At 42.9% G+C, this 23,048-nt stretch carries 26 protein-coding genes; 2 read left to right on the top strand and 24 right to left on the bottom strand.

Going from position 1 to position 23,048, the window contains the following annotated elements; translation table 11 throughout:
- From AC4MCC_RS06120 to AC4MCC_RS06110, 3 genes are all read right to left on the bottom strand, one after another.
- A complete protein-coding gene (locus AC4MCC_RS06120) occupies window positions 1–2,166 on the bottom strand; it encodes a malate synthase G (protein WP_419364902.1) in 2,166 nt (721 codons plus the stop codon).
- Window positions 2,167–2,529: 363 nt separating this feature from the next.
- Window positions 2,530–3,681, bottom strand: a complete 1,152-nt coding sequence (gene zapE, locus AC4MCC_RS06115; protein WP_166135048.1) for a cell division protein ZapE — start codon at window positions 3,679–3,681, stop codon at window positions 2,530–2,532.
- 83 nt (window positions 3,682–3,764) lie between these two features.
- Complete coding sequence (locus AC4MCC_RS06110) at window positions 3,765–4,772, bottom strand: AraC family transcriptional regulator (protein ID WP_312209421.1); 1,008 nt, start codon at window positions 4,770–4,772, stop codon at window positions 3,765–3,767.
- Between the two features lie 144 nt (window positions 4,773–4,916).
- On the opposite strand from AC4MCC_RS06110, the gene AC4MCC_RS06105 reads away from it, so the two are divergent.
- Both AC4MCC_RS06105 and AC4MCC_RS06100 read left to right on the top strand, forming a co-directional pair.
- The gene (locus AC4MCC_RS06105) at window positions 4,917–6,413 is read left to right on the top strand and encodes a flavin-containing monooxygenase (protein WP_491885790.1); all 1,497 of its coding nucleotides are present in this window, start codon (window positions 4,917–4,919) and stop codon (window positions 6,411–6,413) included.
- Between the two features lie 65 nt (window positions 6,414–6,478).
- Complete coding sequence (locus AC4MCC_RS06100; RefSeq protein ID WP_419374609.1) at window positions 6,479–7,387, top strand: LysO family transporter; 909 nt, start codon at window positions 6,479–6,481, stop codon at window positions 7,385–7,387.
- 101 nt (window positions 7,388–7,488) lie between these two features.
- On the opposite strand, the gene AC4MCC_RS06095 is transcribed toward AC4MCC_RS06100, so the two are convergent.
- The 21 genes from AC4MCC_RS06095 to lpxK all read right to left on the bottom strand — a co-directional run bounded on the left by AC4MCC_RS06095 (window position 7,489) and on the right by lpxK (window position 23,046).
- Window positions 7,489–7,710, bottom strand: a complete 222-nt coding sequence (locus tag AC4MCC_RS06095; protein ID WP_005236122.1) for a hypothetical protein — start codon at window positions 7,708–7,710, stop codon at window positions 7,489–7,491.
- An 87-nt stretch (window positions 7,711–7,797) separates the two neighbouring features.
- Complete coding sequence (gene pyrF / locus AC4MCC_RS06090) at window positions 7,798–8,478, bottom strand: orotidine-5'-phosphate decarboxylase (RefSeq protein ID WP_419374608.1); 681 nt, start codon at window positions 8,476–8,478, stop codon at window positions 7,798–7,800.
- A gap of 241 nt (window positions 8,479–8,719) precedes the next feature.
- A complete protein-coding gene (locus AC4MCC_RS06085) occupies window positions 8,720–9,085 on the bottom strand; it encodes a lipopolysaccharide assembly protein LapA domain-containing protein (protein ID WP_005236124.1) in 366 nt (121 codons plus the stop codon).
- Window positions 9,086–9,107: 22 nt separating this feature from the next.
- Window positions 9,108–9,413 (bottom strand): integration host factor subunit beta, encoded by a 306-nt coding sequence (locus AC4MCC_RS06080; RefSeq protein WP_005097312.1) that lies wholly within the window; start codon window positions 9,411–9,413, stop codon window positions 9,108–9,110.
- 164 nt (window positions 9,414–9,577) lie between these two features.
- On the bottom strand, window positions 9,578–11,254 hold the full coding sequence (rpsA, locus tag AC4MCC_RS06075; RefSeq protein ID WP_004783987.1) for a 30S ribosomal protein S1: 1,677 nt from the start codon (window positions 11,252–11,254) through the stop codon (window positions 9,578–9,580).
- A 110-nt stretch (window positions 11,255–11,364) separates the two neighbouring features.
- Window positions 11,365–12,048 carry a (d)CMP kinase gene (cmk, locus tag AC4MCC_RS06070; RefSeq protein ID WP_166139451.1) on the bottom strand — a complete coding sequence of 228 codons (684 nt, stop codon included), beginning with the start codon at window positions 12,046–12,048 and terminating at the stop codon, window positions 11,365–11,367.
- A gap of 14 nt (window positions 12,049–12,062) precedes the next feature.
- Window positions 12,063–12,497 carry an SRPBCC family protein gene (locus AC4MCC_RS06065; RefSeq protein ID WP_004783989.1) on the bottom strand — a complete coding sequence of 145 codons (435 nt, stop codon included), beginning with the start codon at window positions 12,495–12,497 and terminating at the stop codon, window positions 12,063–12,065.
- A gap of 62 nt (window positions 12,498–12,559) precedes the next feature.
- Window positions 12,560–13,075, bottom strand: a complete 516-nt coding sequence (gene tadA / locus AC4MCC_RS06060; protein ID WP_419364913.1) for a tRNA adenosine(34) deaminase TadA — start codon at window positions 13,073–13,075, stop codon at window positions 12,560–12,562.
- A 6-nt stretch (window positions 13,076–13,081) separates the two neighbouring features.
- On the bottom strand, window positions 13,082–14,203 hold the full coding sequence (locus AC4MCC_RS06055) for an enoyl-CoA hydratase/isomerase family protein (RefSeq protein ID WP_180179580.1): 1,122 nt from the start codon (window positions 14,201–14,203) through the stop codon (window positions 13,082–13,084).
- Window positions 14,200–14,913, bottom strand: coding sequence for a uracil-DNA glycosylase (ung, locus tag AC4MCC_RS06050; protein WP_004783992.1), 714 nt, complete (start codon window positions 14,911–14,913; stop codon window positions 14,200–14,202). Before ung ends, AC4MCC_RS06055 begins: the two co-directional genes overlap by 4 nt.
- Before the next feature lie 45 nt (window positions 14,914–14,958).
- A complete protein-coding gene (locus tag AC4MCC_RS06045) occupies window positions 14,959–15,555 on the bottom strand; it encodes a 6-pyruvoyl trahydropterin synthase family protein (protein WP_419374607.1) in 597 nt (198 codons plus the stop codon).
- 158 nt (window positions 15,556–15,713) lie between these two features.
- Entirely contained in the window at window positions 15,714–16,685 is a 972-nt protein-coding gene (gspK, locus tag AC4MCC_RS06040; RefSeq protein ID WP_419374606.1) for a type II secretion system minor pseudopilin GspK, read from the bottom strand.
- Window positions 16,686–16,699: 14 nt separating this feature from the next.
- Complete coding sequence (gene gspJ, locus AC4MCC_RS06035; RefSeq protein ID WP_419364920.1) at window positions 16,700–17,326, bottom strand: type II secretion system minor pseudopilin GspJ; 627 nt, start codon at window positions 17,324–17,326, stop codon at window positions 16,700–16,702.
- A complete protein-coding gene (gene gspI, locus AC4MCC_RS06030; protein ID WP_180014261.1) occupies window positions 17,323–17,907 on the bottom strand; it encodes a type II secretion system minor pseudopilin GspI in 585 nt (194 codons plus the stop codon). Before gspI ends, gspJ begins: the two co-directional genes overlap by 4 nt.
- Window positions 17,897–18,445: a type II secretion system protein gene (locus AC4MCC_RS06025; protein ID WP_125279026.1), complete on the bottom strand. Its 549-nt coding sequence runs from the start codon at window positions 18,443–18,445 to the stop codon at window positions 17,897–17,899. Before AC4MCC_RS06025 ends, gspI begins: the two co-directional genes overlap by 11 nt.
- Before the next feature lie 9 nt (window positions 18,446–18,454).
- Complete coding sequence (locus AC4MCC_RS06020) at window positions 18,455–19,069, bottom strand: TetR/AcrR family transcriptional regulator (RefSeq protein ID WP_419364926.1); 615 nt, start codon at window positions 19,067–19,069, stop codon at window positions 18,455–18,457.
- A gap of 40 nt (window positions 19,070–19,109) precedes the next feature.
- Window positions 19,110–19,883 carry a TatD family hydrolase gene (locus AC4MCC_RS06015; RefSeq protein WP_004783999.1) on the bottom strand — a complete coding sequence of 258 codons (774 nt, stop codon included), beginning with the start codon at window positions 19,881–19,883 and terminating at the stop codon, window positions 19,110–19,112.
- Window positions 19,884–19,910: 27 nt separating this feature from the next.
- Window positions 19,911–20,252: a PilZ domain-containing protein gene (locus AC4MCC_RS06010; RefSeq protein ID WP_004784000.1), complete on the bottom strand. Its 342-nt coding sequence runs from the start codon at window positions 20,250–20,252 to the stop codon at window positions 19,911–19,913.
- 17 nt (window positions 20,253–20,269) lie between these two features.
- Complete coding sequence (locus AC4MCC_RS06005; RefSeq protein WP_419374605.1) at window positions 20,270–21,250, bottom strand: DNA polymerase III delta subunit-related protein; 981 nt, start codon at window positions 21,248–21,250, stop codon at window positions 20,270–20,272.
- Window positions 21,251–21,264: 14 nt separating this feature from the next.
- Window positions 21,265–22,026, bottom strand: coding sequence for a 3-deoxy-manno-octulosonate cytidylyltransferase (kdsB, locus tag AC4MCC_RS06000; RefSeq protein ID WP_419374604.1), 762 nt, complete (start codon window positions 22,024–22,026; stop codon window positions 21,265–21,267).
- A 12-nt stretch (window positions 22,027–22,038) separates the two neighbouring features.
- Window positions 22,039–23,046: a tetraacyldisaccharide 4'-kinase gene (gene lpxK, locus AC4MCC_RS05995; RefSeq protein ID WP_419374603.1), complete on the bottom strand. Its 1,008-nt coding sequence runs from the start codon at window positions 23,044–23,046 to the stop codon at window positions 22,039–22,041.
- Between the last annotated feature and the right edge of the window lie 2 nt (window positions 23,047–23,048).

Below are 23,048 nucleotides of genomic sequence, written 5' to 3'. Positions count from 1 at the left end.
TTAGTCACCTGTATAACCTTTAAGCTTTAAACGCGCTGCATGTAGAAGCGGCTCTGTATAACCTGATGGCTGTTCACCACCTTTGAAGATCAGGTCAGAAGCAGCCTGGAATGCAATGCTATTGTCAAAGTCAGCAGCCATTGGCTTGTACAGTGGATCATTGGCATTTTGCTCATCCACGATTTTCGCCATGCGTTGCATTACTTCTTCAACCTGTTCACGCGTTACGATCCCGTGACGTAACCAGTTTGCAACGTGCTGAGAAGAAATACGTAAAGTTGCACGGTCTTCCATCAAGCCCACATCATTGATGTCTGGAACTTTAGAACAACCTACACCCAGATCAACCCAACGAACAACATAACCCAAGATACCTTGACAGTTATTTTCTAGTTCTTTCAGTTTCTCTTCTTCAGACCAGTTTGTATCAGTCGCAAGAGGTGGTGTTAACAGATCATCTAAAGGCAATGCTTCAGTTGCAAGCAATTCTTGCTGACGGTTTGCCACGTTAATTTGGTGGTAGTGAATTGCGTGAATCACTGCACCTGTTGGAGATGGAACCCATGCACAGCTTGCACCTGCTTCTGGATGTTCAGTCTTGGTTTTGTACATGTCTAACAGCATGTCTGGTTTTGGCCACATGCCTTTACCGATCTGTGCTTTACCACGTAGACCTGTTTGCAGACCTACCATCACGTTGCGGTTTTCGTAAGCTGGGAACCATTTTTGGCCTTTGATTTCGCCTTTACGAACGAACGGACCTGCTTCCATGAAGGTATGGATTTCATCACCTGTACGATCCATGAAACCGGTGTTAATGAAGATGGTACGGTCTTTCGCCTGAGCAATACAGTTTTTCAGATTAACCGAAGTACGACGCTCTTCATCCATGATACCGATTTTCAGGGTTTTCTCAGGTAAGCCAAGCGCTTGTTCAGCACGTTCAAACAGCTCAACCGCAAATGCAACTTCTTCTGGACCGTGCATTTTTGGCTTAACGATGTACATCGAACCTTTGCGTGAGTTCTTGATCGTGTTCTCACCACGGATATCAGCTACAGAAAGCAATGGAGTTACCAATGCATCCATGATGCCTTCGTAAATCTCTTCGCCATCTACAAGGATCGCCGGATTTGTCATCAAGTGACCAACGTTACGAAGCAGCATCAATGAACGGCCATGAACCTTGGTCTCACCACCTTCAACATTTTTGAAGGTGCGGTCAGCATTGAGTTTACGGGTAATGGTCTTGCCATTTTTTTCGATAGACTCTTCAAGCGTACCTTTCATCAAGCCTAACCAGTTACGGTAGCCTTCGACTTTTTCTTCAGCATCAACTGCTGCAACAGAGTCTTCCAAGTCCTGAATCGTTGTTACAGCCGCTTCAAGCACAACGTCTTTTACACCTGCTGCATCTGTCTGTCCAATTGGGCTGTTTGCATCAATCTGGATGATCGCGTGCAGGCCGTTATTTTTCAGTACGATTTCAGTTGGTGCAGAAGCTTCGCCATTGTAACCAACGAATTTAGAGCTATCTGCAACAGTTGTGGTAGAGCCGTCTTTCAGCGTTACAACCAGTGCATTACCTTCAACTGCATATTTGGTTGCATCAGCATGTGAACCTTGTGCCAGCGGGAATGTTTCATTTAAGAAGTTTTTCGCGAATGCGATAACTTTTTCACCACGTTTCGGGTTATAGCCTTTACCTTTTTCAGCACCATCTTCTTCAGAGATCACGTCGAAGCCGTATAAAGCGTCGTATAAAGAACCCCAGCGTGCATTCGCTGCGTTCAGGCAGTAACGTGCATTACGTACTGGAACTACCAGCTGTGGGCCAGCCAATAGTGCAATCTCTTCGTCTACATTTTCAGTGCTGATCTGGAAATCTTCTACTTCTGGTAATAAGTAGCCAATTTCAGTCAAGAAAGCTTTGTAAGCTTGTAATTCAAATGTGTTATTGCGATGCCATTCATCAATTTTAGCTTGAATATCATCACGCTTAGCCAAAAGTGCTTTGTTTTTAGGGCTAAGATCAACAACGACTTGTTCAAAGTTCTTCCAGTATGTTTCGCTGTCCAAACCAGAACCTGGTAGTGCTTCATTTTCGATAAAATCGTAAAGTTCTTTAGCAATCGCTAACTTGCCTTTTTGAATACGTGCAGTCATTGTCTTTCCTGATATTGCTACTTTTTATACAAGAGATTCTAGTATACCGATTAAAATCTAGCTGAATAGTACTATCACACCGCAAAATAATGAGCATTTTTCCAATAAGAATACCCTCATATCCTTATTAAATGATGTCTCACACGATGCAATATCATCCTGCTAAATACCCTCATGACAGTGTATAAAGTTTTTGAAATGTAGAAATTAGACTTAAGTTCAGATTTTTGAATAAAAGTTGTCCGTTCTTTTTATACAAGGTCATATTTAGATCAAGATTAAGCCATGTTTGGCTGAGCTTGTCGATCTTTGACGCAATGAAATGCATAAAAAAGCGCCGGTCATGACCAGCGCTTGTTGTATTTATTCAGGCTCGCTTGAAGCTATTTTCTCGATCTGGCGATGTTCAGAATGCAGATATTCATCTGACTGCATCTCTAGCAAACGTGAACGGGTCCGTTCAATTTCAAAAGCCAGTCGCTCACCTTTATAAAGATCAACGATATTATCTTCTGAAGTCAGCAATAATTTGACTCCACGGTCATAAAATTCATCAACCAGATAAATGAAACGGCGTGTGGCATCATTCAGAAAATCGGTTAAATGCGGCACATTACTGACCAATACTGTATTGTAAATATTCGCAATTTCAATAAAGTCAGCTGGACTACGCGGTTTTAGACACAGTTCAGAGAACTCACACCACAAGACATCTTCAGTATGTGCCACAGTTTCAACAATACGGTTATTGATGATAATTGGCTCTTGAGAGGAGGTTTGGGTTTGAGTCAGTGCAGTATAGCGATGTGCCAACCAGTTTTTATTGTCGTGCGTTAATGGATACTTGAATAACTGCGCCTGCTTTAAGACACGTAAACGGTAATCCACACCGGCATCTACATTCAGAATGACACAGTTTTTCTTAACCATTTCAATGGTTGGTAAAAAACGGTCACGATGAATCCCGTTTTTATATAAACCATCCGGTGCAATATTCGAAGTCGCTACTAGCGTAATGCCACGTTCAAACAGCTTCTGGAACAGATCACTCAGAATCATGGCATCTGTCACGTTAGATACAAAGAATTCATCAAAACAGATCACCACAGCATCTTTATAAATCTGATCCGCTACCAGATCCAGCGGATTGCGCTGGCCTGAAAGCTTGTTTAACTCACGATGCACATGCTGCATAAAGTGGTGAAAGTGCATACGGGTTTTACGGCGAAATGGAATCGACTCATAAAACTGATCCATGAGCCAGGTCTTTCCACGACCTACTCCACCCCACATGTATACACCTTTTGGCGAAGTCTGACGACGGAAACGGCGAAAGGCCTTCTTAGAAGCTTTAAAACGCTGAATTAATTCCAGCCAGGTACGATTCAGCTCATGTACTGCCATGGCCTGTGCATCATCAGGCATAAACTGTCCTGAAGACAAAGCCTGTGCATAACGTTCTGCAGGAGAGATCGGACTAAAAGCGGTGCTGTGCTGTGAATTAAAATCGGACATAGGTTTCGTACTATTCAGGATCTGTTTAATTATAGCGGAGTTTAGAACGCACACTATAACACTTTGGCATTAACTAACTTAGGCTATTTTATATATTGCCGAGGACTTTGCCCAAACCAGCGCTTAAAGGCATGGTTAAAAGCAGCCGGTTCGGAATAACCCAATAACTCTGCAATCATTTCAATCGAATACTGTTTATATTCAATGAGTCGCAAAGCTTTATCTTTAATAATCTCTTCGCGAATCTGTTTATAACTGGTATCGAACTGCTGTAATTGATGGCGTAAAGTACGTTCTGGAATATTCAGAGCCTGAGCCGTTTCAGCCATACTCGGCATCAAACCGGTTTGCAGCTCAAGATAATCCTGTACTCGCTGTACCACAGTCGGGACATCAGCATCTTCCGCCAGACGTTCCAGTTCAGCCAGACACTTTGCTTCATAGACTGCAAAGGTCTCCGCATCTGCTGAAGGAATCCGGATATCCAAAATAGCCTCATCAAACCAGAATGCAGCTCTTGCAGCACCAAACTGTACCTGTGTTCCATAATAATCATGATAGATTTTCTGGGTAGCAGGTTGTTCCGGTGCGGCGAAAGGCAGTTCAATCTGCAGGTCAGGCTTGGACAGGCCCATCATCTTGTAAATATCGCGAATGAACTTGAATGTACCTGAAATCTCAGCTTGCGCGACCAGCATTCCCAGATGATCTTCCGTTTTCTTGGGATAATAGCAAAGCGCACTGCGGTACTCACTTTGCTCTAGTCCCAACTGACCGGTAAGATGCGTCAATTGCTGAAAACGAATTACCTGATGCATTGCATCCCGTACGGTTGGACTGGTCACCAGTAACATCAGCAAAGGCCCATAACCTGCCAATGCATAATGCTGGCCGATCAATAAACCCTGTTCTGGCTGGATATCCTGCCCCACTACTTTGAGCACATCATATTCCACGCTTGGGTGAATAATTGAAGTCGGATCAAGCGCATCAACACGCAAGCCGATATTTTGCAGTTTTTGATCGACCTCTATGCCAGCCTTGCGCATGCCCTGGATCAGATACATCAGACTGAGAACAGAACGTTTCATAACCATACAAATACAATGTGATAGCTCTAGTTGTACTATAAAAATAAGCAATCGGCTATTGCCGTTTAGATCAATTTTATATCTAATAGCTAGTTAATAAATCAAGATAATTATCCATTATTAAAATAAGCAAGGAATGCAAAGATGCTGGACAATACACGCCTTACCCATAATCATCCTTATACCAAAGTGGCCATTATCGGTGCCGGTTTTGGCGGGATAGCGATGGCAATACGTTTACAGCAGCAAGGTATCCATGATTTTATTATTTTAGAAAAAGATAGCGATTTTGGTGGAACCTGGCGCGATAATCAGTATCCTGGAGCGGCCTGTGATGTGCAATCACATATGTATTCCCTTTCCTTTGCACCCAAAACTGACTGGTCAAAACGCTATGCCGAAGCACCAGAAATTTTCAGCTATATTCAAGATTTAGTCAGTGATTATAATCTTCGGGCTTTTGCTCGGCTCAATACTGAAGTACTCGGGATTCATTATCAGCAAGACCGATGCTTATGGCAGATCCATCTGCATGATCAAAGCATTCTGGAAGCTCAGTTTGTAGTATTTGCCTCTGGCCCTTTACATGTTCCTCAAATTCCCCATATTGCGGGCATTGAAAAATTTAAGGGTAAAATCTTTCACTCTTCTCACTGGGATCATCATTATGATCTCAAGGGGAAAAATGTCGCATCGATTGGGACTGGTGGCAGTGCAATTCAATATATCCCTGAAATTGCACCCGAATGCAAACAGCTCTATGTCTTGCAGCGTACTGCGGCTTGGGTCATTCCACGAGATGAACGCCTATATCATGACCTGGAAAAAAAGCTGTTTTCCAAATATGAATGGTTCCGCAAGTTACACCGTATTCGGCTGTACTGGTCTAATGAATCGCGTGTGGTGCCTATCGTTAAACCAGCTGTTATGAAATATGCCCAGAAACTGGCTGAAGCTTATATTCGCTATCAGGTCAAGGACAAGGAAACTGCCAAGAAATTGACCCCAGATTACATCATGGGCTGCAAACGGATTCTGGTGTCTAACCAATATTTCCCTACCTTTAACCGTAAAAATGTGGAACTGGTGACTGAAGGTATTCGTGAAGTGACCGAAAACAGTATTATTACTGTAGATGGTAAAGAACGTTCGATCGACTGCCTGATCTACGGTACCGGATTTATTACCGATCCAAGAATTTATCTGAAAAATTTCGATTGCACTGGCCTGAATGGCATTCACTTGAATGATGTCTGGAAAGATGGTGCCGAAAGCTATTATGGGATCTGTGTTAAAGGTTTTCCGAATCTGTTTCAGCTATTAGGACCGAATACTGTGCTGGCACATAACTCAGTGCTTTTTATGATTGAAGCCCAAGTAAGTTATATCCTGCAAATGATCGCCCTAGTGGATCAATCACATAGTGATGCGATTGTGGTCAAAGATCAGGTACAGGAAAAATTCAACCAGGATGTCCAACATATGCTGGACAATACGGTCTGGCAATCTGGCTGCGTTAGCTGGTATCAGCAGGAAGGCGGGAAAAATTTTGCCTTGTGGCCCACTTATACCTGGAAATACTGGCTCAAAACCAAAACCCTTAATACAGCAGATTATTATTTTTTAAATAAAGCCAGTTAAAAGCCCTTCACATTCATAGGGCTAGCGATGGCATAATAAAGACTGATTTATCATACTTTTTTATTATGCAATCGCTTTGGTTAGTATCCCAGCTTCTGGTCTGTTTAGCGCTTGGTTTTGTTTTTGCAAAACGGCTTCCTGCTTCACTCACGAAAATATGCTTTAAGGTTCTACCATATTTTAGTTATATCTTACTGGTCGCTATTGCTTTTGAGTTTTCTGGGCTTCTGACGGAATTACCTCACCCTGCCCAGATTCTAAATACCTCTATTACAATTGCTTTTCTCACCTCTATTGGGGCATTTAGCTGTTGTTATCTGCTATTTAAATGGGCAGATTTTCAACCTTCTTCTGGACGAGTCTCCACTGAGCTAGTGATTAAATCACTGATTAATATCAGTTATGCATTCTTCGCCTTAGCTGCTGGGTACTTGCTGCATTATAGTTTCACTCAAATGGGTCTTTCTGTTCAGATCAGCACCTGGCATTTATTACTGGTCTTTATGTTTCTGATTGGACTGGATCTTGCCTACTCACCACTTGATCGCTCATGGTTGAACTGGAAAATCCTGCTGGTCCCAACAGGTTGTATTGCTGGTTCATGCGTGGCAGCAATTGCCTATTCTTTCTGGAATCCGGATATTCATTTAAAAGACCTGATTATGCTGTCACAAGGTTATGGTTTTTATTCAATGTCGGGTGTTGTCGTTACAGAACTAAGAAATGCGGAACTCGGCAGTATTGCCCTGATGAATGACCTGTTTCGGGAAATTTTTGCGATTTTACTGATGTATTGTGCCGGCTGGCGTTACCCAAGATCAGCAATTTCTGCTGCAGGTGCGACTGCGATGGATGTGACTTTACCCATGGTCAAACAGGCCTGTGGCAATGATTTTATTCCACATGCCATGGTGAGCGGTTTTATTTTATCTGTATTGGCGCCAGTAGCGGTAAGTGTGTTGGCGGTAATTTAAAAATCCCTCCCGACCTCCCTTTTAAAAAGGGAGGAGAAGTCCCCCTTTCATAAAGGGGGATTTAGGGGGTTTAATTAGAAATAAAAATAAACTGAGGAATATTAAAAATTCAAATCAACCCTACTCAATGAATCCCCTACTGTCTCCATCATTTCTGAAGCGAGTTCTACAATATCTATGCTATCAAGGCCTGACATCCAGTCCCATGAACCCGACTGTGCCTGTTGTTTGTATTTTTCCTGCTGTTCGAATTGATCTGCTATTTTTTCCATCTCCAGCCTTTGTTCTAGCATTTTTTGTTCTGGTGTCTTTATTATTCTCATTTGAAATTCCTTTTTATTTTTATACAGCTTTTCTCAATGTATAAAAAAAGCCTTTCATATGAAAGGCTTTTTATCGGGTAGTAGAAATTACAATGTTGCCAGAATATCTTTTAAGGTTTGACGAGGATTTTCCGACTTTGTAATTGGTCGACCAATCACCAGATGTGTTGATCCATCCAGCATTGCCTGTTTTGGTGTCACAATACGTTTTTGATCGTCTGCATTTGAACCTTCAGGGCGGATCCCAGGAGTGACTAGTGCAAAGTCTTGTCCAATAGTTTCACGCAGCATTTTCGCTTCTTGTGCGGAACAGACCACCCCATCTAGGCCACTGTCTTTAGTCAGTTGAGCCAGACGTTTTACATGTTCATTAGGCTCGATATCCAAGCCAATATCTTTCAGGTCTTCACGTCCCATTGAAGTCAGCACAGTTACCGCAATGAGTTGAGTATTATAGTTACCTGCTTTTAAACGCTCAACGCAGGTCTCCATCATTTTACGACCACCTGAAGCGTGGACATTGACCATCCACACCCCCAAGTCTGCCGCGGCACATACCGCTTGTGCAGTGGTATTCGGAATATCATGGAACTTCAGATCTAGAAACACGTCAAAACCTTTGTCCTGAAGTGCTTTTACAATGATAGGACCTTCATGAGTAAATAACTCTTTGCCCACCTTTACTCGGCATAAGGCAGGATCGAGCTGCTCTGCAATCGTTAAGGCATCAAATTGACTTTTAGCATCCAGTGCAACGATGATACTCATGAGAAGACCCTTCAAATTGACAAAATTAAACCATTATACGGATTAGCCCTATAACAACCAAGAATATTTTCGCAAAAATGATTTTTTGATTCAAATTAAGTCATTTATTTATATAATTTTTATATATTTCTTCTAAATATAATTTAGCAATAAAAAACGCCTTAGAAGCTAAGCTAAAAGGCGTTTAATCAAAACAGGCGAAGTAAAAATTCGATAGATTACTTCGACTTCTCATTTTCGTTTAAAGCGGTGCCGATGGCCTGTCATTAGAATTAATATCTAATACTGTTTTCTCATGTCGTGTATGAGCCGCCGCTTCTGCTGCCATCATCTTTGCAGTATTCAACTGTTCCTTACGTAGATGCTCAATATCTTTACGTAGTCGCTTAATTTCCCAATTGCTCTGAAAAACGCGGAAAACCTGCACACCGAGTAACAAGCCAACCACTATTCCTAAGGAAAGAGTCAAAAGGAGCAATAACCCTAAGCGCATTGCAGGAACTTGAGTAAATAACAAGTCCACTGAGACCTCAGTACCGTTTTGCAACACCAAAGCTAATGAATAGCCAAAGACGAGCAATAAAAGAATGACCAGAACGTAACGCATGAACACCCCGTAAATATCTTGTTTATTTGTTTGCAGATTCGTTTACTGCATCACGAAGTGCTTTACCTGGCTTAAAGTGTGGAACAGCTTTTGCTGCAACTTCAACAGATTTACCAGTTTTAGGATTACGACCCACACGAGGCTCACGATGATGCAATGCAAAGCTGCCAAACCCGCGAATCTCAATACGGTTATCAGATGATAAAGCTTCAATCATTTGATCAATCATAATTTTAACTGCTTCTTCCACTAAAGGTTCAGCCAAATGCGGATTCTTTAGCGCGATGCGCTCTATTAAGTCAGACTTATTAAGTGCTTCAGTAGTCATCTGCGACCTCTTTAATTATCAAGCTACTCGGGATCTATTTTCCGATAATAACCTGTTTAAATACAAAACGGTAGCGCAATAATTAAATACTACGCTACCGTTTACAGTATTTGTGTAAAAAGTATTACTTAACTTACATTAACAATACAATTCACCATCTACTCTTAGTGATTCATTTGCGCTTTGATCAAGTCACCAATAGTTTTAGGACCATTGTCTTGACCAGCAGCAGCTGTTTTCAGATTCGCAACAGCTTCTTTCTCTTCAGCTTCGTCTTTCGCTTTGATAGACAAGTTGATAGAGCGAGATTTACGATCTACATTGATAATCTTAGCTTCAACTTCTTGACCAACTTCAAGGAATTTAGTTGCATCTTCAACGCGGTCGCGGTTGATTTCAGATGCTTTAAGAGTTGCTTCAACTTCATCAGCTAACTTAACAGTAGCGCCTTTAGCGTCAACTGCAGTTACAGTACCTTTAACAAGCGCACCGCGTTCGTTAGCAGCTAAGAAATCGTTGAACGGATCGCTGTTCAATTGTTTGATACCAAGGCTGATACGGTTGCCTTCAGCATCTACAGACAGGATAACTGCTTCAACAGTGTCACCTTTCTTGTAACGACGAATCGCTTCTTCGCCTTGTTCGTTCCAAGAGATGTCAGACAAGTGAACTAGACCATCGATACCGCCTGGTAAACCGATGAAGATACCGAAGTCAGTGATTGACTTGATAGTACCTGAAACTTTTTCACCTTTGTCGTGGTTCTTAGCAAACTCTTCCCATGGGTTAGCACGAGTTTGTTTGATACCAAGAGAAATACGACGACGCTCTTCGTCTACTTCAAGAACCATAACATCAACTTCGTCACCGATCTGAACTACTTTAGATGGGTGGATGTTTTTGTTAGTGTGGTCCATTTCTGAAACGTGTACTAAGCCTTCAACGCCTTCAGCGATTTCTGCGAAACAGCCGTAGTCAGTCAGGTTAGTTACGCGAGCTTTAACGATAGAACCTTTAGGGTAACGGCTCATGATCGCTAACCATGGATCTTCGCCTAATTGTTTAAGGCCTAAAGATACGCGGTTACGTTCGCGGTCGAATTTAAGTACTTTAACAGTAACTTCTTGACCCACTTCAACAACTTCTGAAGGGTGCTTGATGCGTTTCCAAGCCATATCAGTGATATGAAGAAGACCATCGATACCGCCAAGGTCAACGAATGCACCGTAGTCAGTAAGGTTTTTGATAGTACCAGTAACTGTTTGACCTTCTTCAAGCTGAGCAAGAAGCGCTTCACGGTCAGCTGAAGATTCAGCTTCCATAACAGCACGACGTGAAACAACAACGTTGTTACGTTTAGCGTCAAGTTTGATTACTTTGAATTCTAACTCTTTACCTTCCAAGTGAGTAGTATCACGGATAGGACGAGTATCAACTAAAGAACCTGGAAGGAACGCACGAACTGGACCGATGTCAACAGTGAAACCGCCTTTAACTTTACCAGAGATAACACCAGTAACGATTTCGCCGTCTTCAAAGATTTTTTCAAGTTTAGTCCAAGTCTCAGCGCGTTTAGCTTTTTCGCGAGAAAGAACTGTTTGACCCATACCGTTGTCAAGTGCTTCAACAACTACGTCTACAGTGTCGCCAACTTGAACTTCAAGTTCGCGCTGTTCATTTAAGAACTCAGCACGGTCAACAACGCCTTCAGATTTAAGGCCAGTGTCAACAGTTACCCAATCAGAGTCGATGCTTACTACAACGCCTTGGATGACTGCACCCTTTTCAACGTTGAGGTTTAATTCGCTTTCTTCAAAGAGGGCTGCAAAAGATTCGGTCATGATATATCCGATAAAGTCAGCGGTCTTGGATCAGACAAGGCCGGTTTAATTAAGCATCTACATAGTCCATATAAAACTGATCAAGCTATGCGTCTGCTGAAATAATAGGGTTATTGAGCTAATTGCTGATCCACATACGTAGTCATCAGCTTGAATACTTCATCGATATTCAAATCTGAACTATCGATAATGTACGCATCAGCAGCAGGTTTGAGCGGAGCGACAGTGCGTTCCATATCTCGTTTATCCCGCGCTTCGATATTAGCTAAAATGTCGTTTATTTTAACATCCAGCCCCATACCCTGCAACTGCTTTACACGTCTTTGCGCACGGGATTCAGCCGAAGCTGTCAAATAAATCTTGGCCTGTGCCTCTGGAAAGATACTGGTTGCCATATCGCGGCCATCTGCCACCAGACCAGGAGCTTGAGCAAAAGCATGCTGACGGGCCACCAAAGCGGTTCTAAGTTCAGGAATTGCAGCAACTTTTGAAGCATACTCACCGACCCGTTCAGTACGGATAGTTTGGGAGACATCTTCACCATTCAGCCATACTTGAACACCTGATTCAGTACTGACAAATCGGATGTCCAAATTTGTTGCAATTTGTACGCATTCAGCCAGTTTAGTATCCAGTTCATCGAGTAAATTATGGTGATGCAATGACAGTCCTAACAAACGATACAAAGCCCCTGAATCCAGTAAATGAAACTGGTAATGTGCTGCCAGTTTTGCAGCCAGTGTGCCTTTGCCAGATCCGCTTGGACCATCAATGGTAATAATTTGAACTGTCATTACTTTCCCGTTATTTATACAGATTTTGCAAGTTTTGCGAGGCCTAGTTTAATCCCTGTCTTGAGCTGTGCAAGAATTAATTTACTGACAAATGGAAGACGTGCCTGCAATTCTATCGTATAAGTCACCAGACTTTTGTTATCGTCCAATGCTTCAAACTCAATAATACCCAAATGATGTTTAATCAAAGGATTCTTTACGATCTTGTATTCAATACGGGAGTTCGGCTCTAGCAAGGTAATTTGCTCTTTTAGCGGCTTGACTGGACCTAAACCCATGCTACGCACAGAACCCACACCATCTGGGCGCTCAGGGTCTGCCGAATCCTTGATTCGTTCCACCTGCATTGGTGCAAAAGCCACATTATAAGCATCGTGTTTAGACAGCAATTCAAAAACCTTATCAATCGCTGCTGGGAATTCTTTTTTTACCTGAATCGCATTTTTCATTTTTCTTTTTCCTGAAAATAAATGATTTTAAAGTGAGCAAAGTTTAACGAATTAGATTCGATTTATTTATGAGCATTCAGTAATTTTTCTTGCAATTTCAGCTGGCGTTTTTGTTCACGACGCAACTTAAAAAATGCACTGAGCTGTTCAGCACACTGCTGCTGCATACAGCCCGAGTCAAATGGAAATACATGATTATAGTAGCCTGTCTCAAAAAGCTTGCGCGCACTCACCAAAGAACCTGCTTTGGGCTCAGTTGTGCCAAAGACCACCCGTGAAATACGCGAATGCACCAACGCCCCTACACACATAGTGCAAGGTTCTAATGTTACATAGAGAACAGCATCTTCAGGCAGGCGGTAGTTTTGCAGGTACTGACATGCTTCACGTAATGCTACGATTTCAGCATGGGCAGTCGGATCATTTAAAGAAATAGGCGCATTGTAGCCACGGCCAATAACTTGATTTTGACTGACAATCACAGCACCTACAGGAATTTCACCCTGCTCAGCCGCAAGTGCAGCCTGCTCATAAGCAAGCTGCATCCAATATTCATCGGTAAATTGTGTTTCGGACATTCCGGCTTAAATCACACCATAGTGTTTAAGTAGCTCATTCCAGCTTTCAATGGTGGTTACCGGTGGATTCTGAGACAGAATACCTTTCAAACTTAAATCACTACCCTTTTGCCATTCTGGAGACAGATCTTTATCAACCAGTCGTGCACGTACACCTTCAACAAAGTCAGGATGACGGATTTTCCAATCTGAAATCTGGGTTTCCAGTTCAAAAATTTCATTCCATGAATGAACCTGTTTACCCCATTGCCATAATAACCAGCTTAGAGCAGCGGTTGCAGGTGAACCTTTTTGCAGGTTTTCGCTGGCCTGACGCAACCAGTCACTGCGCGCATCACTTAAACCAATAATCGATTCATAATCGTGCTCGAAGTTTACGCCACGACATACACTGTGGATTACATCCAGTGAGTTTTGCAAAGGACCCGGGCCTACCGGACGGTGCATGCTGTTCAAGGTGTCATCAATCGCACGGAAATCCCCAGCTGGATAATGTTCCCAGTCTATATTTACGACCTTATCTAATACTGAATCACGCTGTGCATCACAGATATGAGTCGCCCAGCCAATACCGTAAGCACCCGCAGCAGTCATAATGGAACCCGTTAAACCTGTAAACAGGCCAATCGCTCCACGGTCTGCCAGGAAGCGGGTCGCACCCACATCTGGATATAAACCAATATTAATCTCAGGCATGGCCAGACGTGAATACGGCGTCACCAAACGGAATGGAGCCGCCATAAACAGGCCTAAACCACCACCCATAACATAACCTTCACCCCACACCAATACCGGCTTGGCATAGTTATGCAACAATAGATCTAGCGCATATTCCTGTTCAAAAAACTTATTAGCGGTTGCCACTTCATCATTAATTACTAACTGACGCAGCTTACGTACATCGCCACCGGCACAAAATGCTTTCGGGGTAGTTGAATCCAGCCAGATCGCTTTTACGCTGTCATCTGTATGAAAGTCCTGAAAGACTTCTAGCAATGCTGAAACCAGAGATTCATCTAAAGCGTGTAATGATTTTGGACGATTCAGGCGAACAATGCGCCAGCCATTATTGGCTTGTTCAACAATCAGGTCCGGATGGTAAGGTTTAGTTACAGGAGAATAAGTCATGCGTCCAGCTGCCAATCTATAGGCTCAATGCCATGTTGTTTGAGATAATTATTCGTTTTCGAAAAAACTTTACAACCAAAAAAACCACCGCGGTTTGCTGACAAAGGCGAAGGATGTGCCGCCTTTAAGACCAGGTGTTTATTTTGATCAATGCGCTGTCCTTTACGCTGTGCGTATGCGCCCCAAAGAATAAAAACGATATGTTCACGCTGTTCATTCAATACATCAATGACGTGATCTGTGAATTCTTCCCAGCCACGTTTCTGATGTGAAGTTGGCTGTGCTGCCTCTACAGTCAGTACAGCATTGAGCAGAAGTACACCCTGTTCCGCCCAATGAGTTAAATCACCATGTTTAGGGATTTTTACGCCTAAATCATTGTGTAACTCATGAAAAATATTACGTAAAGATGGAGGTAATGCAACCCCTTTTTGCACCGAGAAGCTTAAACCATGCGCCTGATTCGGGCCATGATAAGGGTCCTGACCAATAATGACCACTTTGACCCGGTCTAATGGCGTTGTATTCAAAGCATTAAAAATCAGGTGATTCGGTGGATAAATCACTTTGTCTGCTTTTTTTTCTTCAATTAAAAACGTTTTTAACGCATCCATTTTTGGACTCAATAAAAACTCACTGAGTCCATATTTCCAGCTGTCATCTAACTGAACTTTATTCAGTTTCGCAATTTGCTGTTCATTTAAAGACATGCTTCAATCCTAAATCTATGTCAGTCTGCGTTTATATTCGAATTTTTAAGGCTGGACTTGGATATCTACAGCCGGATTATGAAATGGAAGACCCTGTTTCAGTTTCGCAAACATCTCTGGATCTGTCCATTCTGCCCGCACCTGCTCCGAGAATTCAATCTGTTCCAGGCTAAGTGGACCCATCTGTTCATTCTGGATATCTTCCAGGAAACTTTGCGCATAGCCTGTATCAGTTTCATGGACAATCACAGAGTAAACTTCAACATCCCCTTCACCATTCTGAGTAATGGTAGATGCCAATACCTGCTGAGCCAGAAAGAAGAAAATACGTGAAAACTGTTCTGCAGATGGCGAAACCGGCAAAGATACCCAGCGTGCACTAAAGTTTTTACATGCCTGAATATATTCAGGATCATCTTTTTGCCAGAAACAGATCGCATGGTCAAAAGAATCAAAGAAATCCTTAATCACCCCTTTGAGCAGACCAAAATCATATACCATCTGGCCATGATCCAACTTCGACGCTTTCAGCAATAACTCGACTTTATAACTGTGACCATGGATCGAACGTTTACAGCGATCCGAGGTGCAGTTACGCACAATATGAGCATTTTCAAACTTAAATAACTTACGAATTAACATATGCCGTAATGTCGTCAAAAAATAGGTGAATTAATTTCAATTATAAAGCAAAAGTATACCTATGAGGATTAATTTTGCAGTTCATCATGATAGGGAAAAGGGATTAAGGCTACGCGAATCAAGTTCAAGAAATGAGAGCATTCTAAAATGGTGATATTTTAAAAAGGCGCCATGCTTCGATAGGCAACATAAACCTTTTTGTCCTGCCGCACTAGATCACTACTAAACTGACGTTTACGTTCACTCAGCATCACTTCGATACGTGCTTTAAAGTGATTGGATTGCACCCCAAGCAGGTTATTAAACAGGTTGTGTTTGGCTGCATCCACCTGAGCAAAGGGTTCTAGTGTCCAGAGATCAGCCACATTGGAAAAATATTCCAGATTTGCCTGACGGCGATCCAGCAATTGCTGCACAGCATTCACATCCAGCTTTTCATCCATGCTCGCCAAAAGAAATGCAGATGCGGTATTAATATTGACTGTACTGTCTTCTACAGGCGCAGCACTGAGATAAGGTGCGATTAGTTTGTACTTGTTTTCTTCAAAGCCTCGTACCAGTTTCAGCTCTTCAACGTTGTGAAATTTGGCATTCGGAGGTAGGGAACCATTCGGCAAGCCCTGATAATAATTAGATTCTGCACCCATTGGGCCACTTGGTATTTCATCTTCATCCTGCCAGTCGATCACGGCTTCACTCAACTGCTCTGGCAATCCAGCACGTTTTAATATCAGCTCGAACCAGGCTTTAGCATTTTCATTCACCGTGCCTTCAGCTGTAATCAGGCTATTTAAATTAAACTTACCCGACTCATCTTGCAGTATTCCCGAGACATAACCATCTTCAACTGGAAAAGCCGGCATTGGCTGCGCCCAGGTTTCATTTAAATGATCAACTTCCGCTGCATTCTCTGCGTCATCAACTAGCAATTCAGAAAAAAACGCTTCAGCACTTTTGGCATACATCAAAGACTGGTTTTGTCGCATTAAATAAGCGGTACTTTCAGCAGTTGCGGCCTGACGTTTAGCAATAGTCGCAGCCAAAATAGTTGCAAGTGCCACCATCACTAGAATGGTAATCAGAGCAATCCCCTTCTGCTGTTTGATCATCATTGCTTTGTTCATCTGCATTTTATTATTCTTTGTCAGGTTAACTTTTGGGTTTCAAGCAGGAAATCTGTATTCAATAAACTGAAAATCCACTCATAACTGACCCCATTAACCATTAAGTTAATTTTAATGCCTTTGGGTAAACGCTGTTTTTGCTCAATCTGATTTAAATCAAAAGATGAGTCTGGCCATTGGGTCATTTCATTTGGATTAAGTACTACGATCTGAAACTGCTCAACATCGGACAACAACACACTGGATTCAGGTTGATCACGCCCGGTCTGGTTTAAATTCCGGTATTTCAGGCGATAGAGTTTTTGTTCATCTGCCCGGTACTGATATTCAACCCGCTCATCTGGAGAAACCCCCTCTTCCAGAGGATCGGTGACTCCAGTCTTACTAAAGTTAAAACGCCCGTTTTGCAAAACCAGTGCCGGCTGAATATCACCATTAATATTGGCCGTTAAAGGCACCGCCTGCACCGTATCACGCAAAATCTGCTGATAAGTATCTTGCAACTGACTTAAGCGCTGTTCATGCACCGCATTACGGTCTTTGGTTTGTACAATATAATCAAATACTTTCCAGCCTAGAGCAGAGAGTACGGCGAAAATAGCAATAGCAACCAGTAGTTCGACCAGCGTAAATCCCTTAGACTTCATGGCGCTTCATTCATCCGGTGATTAAAGAACATCAAGCTGCTAATTCCATTTTCTGCCTGACCGGTTTCAGTGTTGACCAGACTCACTTGTAATTCAATGCGTTGTACATTAGGACTTACAGTGGGTTCACTGCGCTTATCAATTTGCCAGGTTTCGCCCTGTTGAGTGAGTTGTTTAGATTCTGTACCAGTAAGCCACTGCTGATTAATTTCCATCAGTGCCGCTTCATTCAAGGCAACAAACTGGGCTTGGGTTCTCAAAATGGCATTCGAAGTCGATTGGGTATATTGCATAGCAACTTTAGTCAGGGTCATGGCTGCTGTGGCAAAGATCGCCAGCGCGACCATCACTTCCAGCAAGGTAAATCCTGAGGCACGATTAAGTCGAGTAATCCTCGACCTGAGCGGCATTATCGCGCAAAAAAGTCCGAAAGCTGTGCTTGAGGAGCCGCGATGAGTGAAACGCTGTTTCACCGCTGCGCAAGACGAAGAGCTATACTCGGATTGCGCACGATCAGCATTTGACTTAAACGGCTTGATTACATCAGCTTCGGCACTCTGCTTGAAAACCCTAGCTTTCATGGACTTTACCCAAGTGATCAATTTCAATCGGATTGCCCACTACACGATCTTCCAGATAGAACTGGATTCTGACCGGTTTAACTTCACCATTGCCTAACCAGATCAGCTTGGGTGCATTGGCTTCAGTAAGATCCCGATTTTGGGCATTATTATAACGCTGCTCTAAAGACTGAATCCGGAAAGAGACCTGCTCTGGCAAATTACGCAGATTAAACTCCGCATAGCTTTGCCATTTCTGCTGATTTAAAGTGGGTTCTGCTGGATTAAGGGCGCGATATTCCACGACCCCGTAGCGAAATGGTGAAACATCAGTGGCAGCCTGAACATCAAGCGCAAGAATACGAGACTGATCATTGGATTCCCGCAAGATTCTTTGCAAATCCAGTAACAGGACTTCCCGCGCCTGCATTGCCTTGCGCTGATCTACCCCACTAATATTGAGCACGACCAGTGACGCCATAATACTCATAATCACAATCACCACCATCACTTCGATTAGAGTGAATCCACGAATGGAGGCGTGATGTGATCTGATCATAGGCAACTCTTAGGCGAACTGCTCGGCAGGATGGACCTGTTTCGGTAAAGCTAAAGCTTGATCAATAAGGGCAACGCGCAAGGTATCGCGTGAACCGAGATAGCGCTGATAAAAACTGGAGTTCAGAATCGCAGCTGCACCATGGGTCATCGACCAAATTGAGGCCAGATAATCACGCACCGACATGCTGCTATTGATTGAAGCCAGATAGCTTTCCGTCATACGAATAATCAGGCGTAAACGCTGTTTGCGCACCTGATAAAGTTCGCTAAACAGATGCTGAATTCCAACACCTGTTGTCGAAAGACGTTCTTCAATCTGATGAAACAGGACAGTACGTTCAGGGTGATGCAGATGGTGCAACATAAAGAAAGCCAAATGTTCAGGAAAAGCCTTGTCACTATCCTGAATCATTTCCAGCAACATGCGCTCATTACGAATAATCAGCAACATGTACAATTCATCTTTGCTCTGAAAATGCTTATAAAGAGTGCCTTTGGCCAGATCCAGTTCTGCTGCCAGTGCATCCAGGGTCATCCCGGCTTCACCATTTTCTAGCAGTAACTGTTCTGCAACTTGAAAAATCAAGGTTTCTCTTGCTCGAAACTGAGCCTGACGATCCATCTTCACCCTATAACTCTCTTGTACTCTTATCTAACTTTATTTACTTTGAATTCAGAAGATTCTCAAAGTTCTGCTTTGTGATATAAGCCATTTCTTCTAGCGACTTATCATATACATCGCAAAGCGCTTTGGCTACATAAGGAACGTATTTTGGTTCATTAGATTTGCCACGATATGGCATTGGAGCAAGGTAAGGACTATCCGTTTCGATTAAAACCCGATCAAGTGGAACCTGTTTGGCAACGTCACGCAAATCCTGGGCATTTTTAAAAGAAACAATACCTGAGAAAGACACATAATAACCGCAGTCTAAAACAGCTTTAGCGGTTTCCCAGTCTTCGGTAAAACAGTGCAAAATGCCATGGGTAGATTTCTCTGCACGGATAATATCAACCGTGTCATGCTTGGCAGAACGGGTATGCACGACGACAGGTTTTTTCACGATTTGTGAGGCATGGATATGACGGGCAAAACAGTCTTTTTGCTCGGCAATAAAATCGGTGCTGTGATAATAATCGAGTCCCGTTTCACCCAGTGCCCAGACTTTTTCAGGCTGTGCCAGTTCAACCAGATATTCAGTGGTCGCACGCGCCATCGTCGCAGCATCTTCGCAAGGATGTACACCGACGGTATAACCGACATCAGGATGACGGGCCGCGATTTTCGCCAGCTCGATATGATCATCCAGATCCACCGAGATACTCATAAACTTGGATACGCCTGCTTCACGGGCCTGAGCGAGCGCCTGATCCAGATCACCGTTATAAGGTGTTAAATCAAGCAGGGTTAAATGGCAATGAGTATCTACAAACACAATGAGTTCCTACCGAAGGTAAATTAACTACATAGTGTAACTTTTACGTCCATCAGATTTAAGACCCGCAACCAGACGATCGGCTTCATTTTTGAAGAAAACGCCTTTTTCACCAGTGAGCTGAATCCCAAAACCTTGTGGCTTGATGCCATTCTGCTTTTGAGACACCCAGATTACTTTTCCGGTTAATGGAATTTTCTGCGTCTGTTCAGGTAAAGTCGTCAAAACAAAAACTTCTTCACCTAATTTTACTGGCTGCTTGGAAGGAATAAAAAGTCCACCACCTACAACATATGGCATATAACTGGCAAATAATGTTTCAATATCCGGAATATTGGCCTGAATAATACCGCCCATACGTGGTTGCATCTTGTTTTCCCCTTAAGCTAAAGATTCATCAGCTTGATACACAATTCATCGAGCACCAGATTACTTTGTACGTTCTGCTCTAGGTATTGTTTGGCTCGCTGAAAATCCTCATAAATTTTAAAAAGTGTTTCCAATGAATATTGTTCGGCCAATACACTAAAGTCCAGATCAATGTTTTTTACGGCCTGATTTAGCTTGACACAAATTAAATCGGACAACAAGTATTCAAACATTTGACCAAATTCACCAAAACTCAGGCTTTTATTCCATTTGGTCGCAATTGCCATTGGCGTATTTTTTTGAATGACCAGTTTTTTCCAGTCTTCCATGAATTCCTGACGTAGTGGCAGCCATGAACTTTGTGCAACCTCAATCGCTTGCAAAGGCATCTGATTGGATAAATTCATCAATAACTGCTGCTGGCTCGAACCTGCTTCAGGTAACTGCGCCTCTACATATTCACTGAATTGCACCGATGAAATCCGGTCTAAGGCAAAATGCTGTAAACGACTGCGGATAGTTGCAGGTAATTTCAGATAATGGTCCGCAAGCAGAATAATGACAATATTTTCACCCGGTTCTTCCAGAGTTTTCAGCAAGGCATTAGAAGAGGCAATATTTAATGCTTCAGCGGGTTCAATGACAATGACGCGCCAGCCATCAACGGTCTGCTGTACAAAAGGAAGAAGATCACGGATTTTTTCAATTTTAATTTTGGCATTCTGTTTTTTATTGTCTTCATCAGTACTGATATAGACGTAATTCGGATGGGTATCCGCTTTCAGCCACTGACAGCTACCACACTCACCGCATGGCCCATCAGGCTGACGGTTCAGGCATAAAACCCAGGCCAGAAACTGCTGGGCAAAGGCTTCTTTACCACAGCCTTTTTTTCCATAGAATAACAAACCATGCCCAAGCTTAGGAAAACGCCCGGTTAGCGTATCCCAAACCTGTTGCTGCCATGGATAAATCTGTGCATTGACATCAAGCGGCATGGAGAATTCTCAAATTAAGCAAAAGAAGATGGATCCATCTGGTTTAAGCGATCCAGATCTTCCTGCGTATCAACACCTGGCGGTAAATTGGCTTCTGCCACAGCAATGGCAATACGGTGACCATTTTCCAGTACACGTAACTGTTCTAAAGATTCCAGTTTTTCCAGCACACCCATTTCCCAGGTTACATATTCCTGTAGCAGTTTCACGCGGTAAGCATATAAACCCAAATGACGATAAGCCCGATCATGCAGTTTTTGTTCAGTCAGCTTGGCACCATCACGGTCATAAGGAATCATAGCGCGACTAAAATACAATGCCTGATTGTGCTTAGACATCACAACCTTAACAATGCTGTCACGCTTGAATTCCTCTAAATGATGAATTGGCTCACACAGAGTAGACATTGAACAAGCCGGTTGATCTTCTAAGAGTTGCGCGACCTGTTTAACTAACTGGGCTGGCAATAAAGGTTCATCACCCTGCACATTCACGATAATGTCATCACTCGCCCAACCCTTGATTCGAGCGACTTCACTCAAACGATCCGTACCTGAGGGATGATCTGCTGAAGTCAGGACCACATCCACGCCTTCAGTACGGCAGACTTCAGCAATACGTTCATCATCTGTCGCCACACACAGGTCATCAAAGCCCTGTACTTTTTTAGCCTGATCCACGACACGCAGAATCATTGGACGACCATGGATTTCCAGCAAAGGTTTACCCGGCAAACGTGAACTGGAGAAGCGTGCAGGAATAACTATATGTTTCATCGTAAATAAACCTTAGGAAATAGAAATACCCTGTTGCTCTAATTGCTGCTGCAATATTGTATAACAGGCAGGTGACAAGACTGCATCGACTGGCACCACCCAGATATCGCGCTGATAATCTGGATACTGTTTGAGTAATGCCATAATTTTAACTGCATCTTTTTCAGTCGTAATGATCGGGCTATTATCATCAAATTGCAGATCTTCAATTTCATAATCATGATGGTCTGGAAATTCGTGACACTGGAATTGTTGCAGCCCCAGATATTCTAGCGTTTGATAAAAACGCTGTGGAAAACCGATGCCGACTACTGCATAAAAAGCCGCAGTTGGATCAAAGCTTTTGATGACATCTTGTTGATTTAATAGATAGGGCTGAGAGGCTGCAAGATGCATATGCAAAGGCGAAACTGGATTTGCTGCATGTTCAATCACGGTACCTTTTTCCAACCGGGTAACGGGTTCACGCAGATAACCTTCAGGTAAAAGTTTCTGGTTACCCAAACCACGGTTATTGTCCAGCACAATCCATTCGATCTGATGATTTAAAGCCCAGTGCTGCAAGCCGTCATCACAAATGATTAAATCCAGTCTATGCTTTTCTAGCAGAAGCTCAATGCTCTTCTGGCGATTTGGCCCCACAGCCATCGGCACACCAGTCGCTTGGACAATTAAGGCTGGTTCATCACCTACCACTTCAGGCAAGGTATTTAAATCGACATAAGCAGGAAAAGGACCTTTACCACCATAACCTCGGCTGATCACACCAATCCGTAGGCCTTTTTCAGTGAGGTAATCCACCAGATGAATCAGCAAAGGTGTTTTACCACTACCGCCTACGGTAATATTCCCAATCACCATTACTGGAATAGGTGCGGTATAGCTTTTTTTGATCCCTTTTTGGTAAAGCCAGTGATTGCTGACAAAACCCAAACGGTAAAGCCATGACAAAGGACGCAGCACAACCAGCCACTTTGCCTGTGTATTCCAAGCATCCTGAATGATCTGTGCCAAAGCCATGA

The organism is Acinetobacter sp. CAU_H_56 (assembly GCF_058599425.1).
The sequence above is the reverse complement of the archived record's forward strand: the minus strand, read 5'-3'. Positions and strand labels throughout refer to the sequence as shown.